Origin of the sequence: Microbacterium sp. (assembly GCF_030149085.1) — a bacterium.
In the GTDB taxonomy this organism is placed as follows: domain Bacteria; phylum Actinomycetota; class Actinomycetes; order Actinomycetales; family Microbacteriaceae; genus Microbacterium.
Genome location: NZ_JASBSF010000355.1, coordinates 1 through 4,117, shown reverse-complemented (window position 1 = coordinate 4,117; position 4,117 = coordinate 1). Strand labels below are relative to the sequence as shown.

General features: G+C 64.7%; 5 protein-coding genes. 1 reads left to right on the top strand and 4 read right to left on the bottom strand.

Annotated features, from left to right (window positions below; genetic code table 11):
* A partial coding sequence (locus Q1V87_RS14505) for a M3 family metallopeptidase (RefSeq protein ID WP_300594375.1) occupies positions 1–1,238 on the top strand: 1,238 nt, incomplete at its 5' end.
* 27 nt (positions 1,239–1,265) lie between these two features.
* On the opposite strand, the gene Q1V87_RS14500 is transcribed toward Q1V87_RS14505, so the two are convergent.
* From Q1V87_RS14500 to Q1V87_RS14485, 4 genes are all read right to left on the bottom strand, one after another.
* Positions 1,266–1,823: a dihydrofolate reductase family protein gene (locus tag Q1V87_RS14500; protein WP_300594372.1), complete on the bottom strand. Its 558-nt coding sequence runs from the start codon at positions 1,821–1,823 to the stop codon at positions 1,266–1,268.
* Between the two features lie 58 nt (positions 1,824–1,881).
* On the bottom strand, positions 1,882–3,150 hold the full coding sequence (gene clpX, locus Q1V87_RS14495) for an ATP-dependent Clp protease ATP-binding subunit ClpX (protein ID WP_300594370.1): 1,269 nt from the start codon (positions 3,148–3,150) through the stop codon (positions 1,882–1,884).
* 146 nt (positions 3,151–3,296) lie between these two features.
* On the bottom strand, positions 3,297–3,974 hold the full coding sequence (locus tag Q1V87_RS14490) for an ATP-dependent Clp protease proteolytic subunit (RefSeq protein WP_300594367.1): 678 nt from the start codon (positions 3,972–3,974) through the stop codon (positions 3,297–3,299).
* A gap of 32 nt (positions 3,975–4,006) precedes the next feature.
* Positions 4,007–4,117: ATP-dependent Clp protease proteolytic subunit (locus Q1V87_RS14485; RefSeq protein ID WP_300594378.1), on the bottom strand; the 111-nt coding region annotated here is incomplete at its 5' end.

The window sequence follows — 4,117 nt, the reverse complement described above, 5'->3', positions numbered from 1 at the left end:
GCGCCGAGCTTCTGGGCTACCGCTCGCACGCGGACTACGTCACGTCGGATGAGACAGCGGCAAACCCGGAAGCTGTGCGTGACCTACTCTTCCGTCTTGCCGCACCCGCTGCCCGGAACGCGCGCACCGAGCAGGCTGCCCTTCAAGCGATGGCGGATGCCGAACCCGAGCCGTTCACGATCGAAGCGCACGACTGGGCATACTTCACCGAGAAGGTCCGCGCAGCCGAGTACGATATCGACGCCGCGGCGCTCCGCCCCTGGTTCGAGGCTGAGCGCGTGCTCCATGACGGCGTCTTTCGCGCGGCTACGGAGCTCTACGGCATCACCTTCACCGAACGCCCCGATCTTCCCGGGTACCACCCCGATGTGCGGGTGTTCGAGGTGTTCAACGCCGATGGGTCGGCGCTCGGGCTCTACCTGCTCGACCTCTACACCCGGGATTCGAAGCGCGGCGGGGCGTGGATGAACTCCATCGTGTCCCAATCACGCCTGCGCGGCACGGCGCCGGTCGTGGTGAACAATCTCAACGTCGTGAAGCCTGAGACCGGAACTCCGACCCTGCTGACCCTCGATGAAGTGACGACCTTCTTCCACGAATTCGGACACGCGCTGCACGGACTGTTTGCGACAGTCACGTACCCGCACTTCGCCGGCACCAACGTGTTCCGCGACTTCGTCGAGTTCCCGAGCCAAGTCAACGAGATGTGGATCTTCTGGCCCGAGATCCTGGCAGCCTATGCGCGCCACATTGACACCGACGAGCCGCTCCCGGCCCAGGTCGTGGAGCGACTGAACGCCTCTGAGAGCTTCAACCAGGGGTTCGCAACGAGCGAGTACCTCGCGGCATCCTGGCTCGATCAGGCGTGGCACTCGCTCTCGGCGGCCGACGCAGCGAGCGACCGTGATGTCGCAGCGTTCGAAGCATCCGCCCTCGCCGAGATCGGACTCGATAGCCCCGCAGTCCCGACGCGGTACTCATCCACGTATTTCGCCCACATCTTCTCCGGTGGCTACAGCGCGGGTTACTACTCGTACATCTGGAGCGAAGTACTGGATGCCGACACCGTTGCGTGGTTCCATGAGAACGGCGGTCTCACTCGGGCGAACGGGGACCGATTCCGTGACCGGCTCCTCGGCGTCGGAGGGTCGAAGGATCCGCTCGAGGCGTACCGGGACTTCCGCGGCAGGGATGCGGAGATCGCCCCCCTCCTGAGTCGCCGAGGCCTCAACACCTGACGCCCGTAGCGAGCATCCCGCACACGCTTATGAAGGCGTAACGAGAAACCGCAGCCGCGCGAACTGGCCGACCTGACGCGCTTCGACGAGGCGGAGTCGATCCGACTCAACCCGACGCGGAAACAGGGGCGCACCGCTGGTCAGCGCAACGGGCGCGATCGATATGGCGATCTCGTCGAGCGCGCCGGCGTCGTAGAACTGCGCGGCAAGTTCCCCGCCGCCGACGATCCAGACGTCTGACTCGCCCGCCGCCTCGCGGATCTCGCTCAACACGGCCGACACGGGTCCTGACACAAACGTCACGTTTGCGCCCTCTGGCACGGGGAGGTTCCTCGTCGTGAAGACGAACGTGCGCCGAGTGCCGAACAGCTCCTGCCACTTCTCAGGGTGATCGACGAGGTCAGACTCGCGCAGGAGCCACTCGTACGTGGATGAGCCCTCGACGATGAGCGCATCAGTGGGCGGCAGGAGCTCCGGATCGGGCTCCGTGCCGCCGGGCACGTCGAAGAGCCACTGCAAGGAGTGGTCGGAGTCAGCGATCCAGCCGGTAAGGCTGGTCGCGGTGTCGTAGATGAATCTCGTCACGCTGCGACGCTACTCGGGAGTCCCGACATCCCTCAGCGGGCGGGACGTGGCCGCCAGCTCAGGCGGACTTACGAGCCTGCCGCAGCACGAGGGTTGGGGCTGCGCCGTCCTCGACGGCGGCGCGCGTGACGATGACCTTGTCCACGTTCTCGGCCGACGGAATCTCGAACATGATCGGACCCAACACGTCTTCGAGGATCGCGCGCAATCCACGGGCGCCGGTCTTTCGAGCGACAGCGAGGTCTGCGATCGCGACCAGCGCCTCGTCGTCGAACTCGAGGCCGACTCCGTCGATCTCGAACATACGCTGGTACTGCTTGACGAGAGCGTTCTTGGGAGCCGTAAGGATTTCAATAAGGGCCTCACGGTCAAGCGGCGACACGGATGCGACAACGGGAAGCCGCCCGATGAACTCGGGGATCAGGCCGAACTTGTGCAGATCCTCGGGCTGAACCTCGCTGAACAAACTGAGGTCGTCGCCCTTGTTGTGAAGGGGTGCCCCGAAGCCCACCCCGTGCTTGCCAACGCGCGACGAGATGATGTCTTCCAGCCCGGCGAACGCGCCAGCAACGATGAACAACACATTCGTGGTGTCGATCTGGATGAACTCCTGGTGCGGATGCTTGCGACCACCCTGCGGCGGCACCGATGCGACGGTTCCCTCGAGGATCTTCAAGAGAGCCTGTTGCACGCCCTCGCCCGAGACATCCCGCGTGATGGAGGGGTTCTCGGCCTTGCGGGCGATCTTGTCGACCTCGTCGATGTAGATGATGCCGGTCTCAGCGCGCTTGGTGTCGAAGTCGGCCGCTTGCAGGAGCTTCAGGAGGATGTTCTCGACGTCCTCACCGACGTAGCCAGCCTCGGTCAGTGCGGTCGCATCAGCAACCGCGAACGGCACGTTCAAGCGCTTCGCAAGCGTCTGGGCGAGGTAGGTCTTTCCGCAGCCCGTCGGGCCCAGAAGAAGGATGTTGCTCTTGGCGATCTCAATGTCTTCAGCGCGCTGCTCGGCAGGCTGCAACGTCGAGTGGGCACGGACACGCTTGTAGTGGTTGTAGACAGCAACCGACAGCGCGCGCTTGGCAGGCTCCTGGCCGACGACGTACTCCTCGAGGAACGCGAAGATCTCGCGCGGCTTGGGCAGATCGAAGTCGGCGACAACGCCATCACCGGACTCTGCCATGCGCTCTTCGATGATCTCGTTGCAGAGTTCGACGCACTCGTCGCAGATGTACACGCCGGGTCCGGCGATGAGTTGCTGCACCTGCTTTTGGCTCTTACCGCAGAAAGAGCACTTGAACAGATCAGCGCTCTCACCGATGCGTGCCATCAGGGGGTCCTCCTCGTTCCGGGCGGCTGTGGTCCGAGCCTAACCGAGGCCGGCGACATCCGGTGGGATTGCGCGCAGCTCGTGCCGACAGGGCCGGACCCCGGCATCCGCGTCGTATGACGGATGCCGGGGCCCGGTTTCTGGTCTTACTTTGCGGGCAACGCAGGCTGACGCTTGCGCGTCGTGAGCACCTGGTCGACCAGCCCGTAGGTGACGGCCTCTTCCGCGGAGAGGATCTTGTCGCGGTCGATGTCGCGGTTGACCTCTTGAGCGCTGCGGTGGGAGTGCTTCGCGAGCGTCGCTTCGAGCCACGTACGCATACGGAGGATCTCCGCCGCCTGGATCTCGATGTCTGACGCCTGCCCGTGACCGGCCTCACCCATGGCGGGCTGGTGGATGAGGATGCGAGCGTTGGGCAGTGCGAGGCGCTTGCCAGGAGCCCCCGCCGCGAGCAGCACCGCAGCAGCCGAGGCGGCCTGGCCGAGGACCACGGTCTGGATCTGGGGCGAGACGTACTGCATCGTGTCGTAGATCGCCGTCATCGCGGTGAAGGATCCACCGGGCGAGTTGATGTACATGATGATGTCGCGGTCAGGATCCTGCGACTCGAGCACCAACAGCTGCGCCATGACGTCATCGGCCGAGGCGTCGTCGACCTGGACACCCAGGAAGATGACGCGGTCCTCGAAGAGCTTGTTGTAGGGGTCCTGACGCTTGTAGCCGTAGGCGGTGCGTTCCTCGAACTGAGGGAGGACGTAGCGGCTACTGGGCATCTGCAGCGCTGAGGGCGAGGCCTGCGGGAGGCGGAGGTTCGGGGTGTTCATGCGTTTACTCTCTTCTTCGCTCGCGCCGCTGGTTACTTCGTGTCGGTTCCGCCGCCGCCTGCAACATCGGCGGCGTGCTCACGAATGTGGTCGACGAACCCGTACTCGAGCGCCTCGTCGGCGGTGAACCAGCGGTCGCGGTC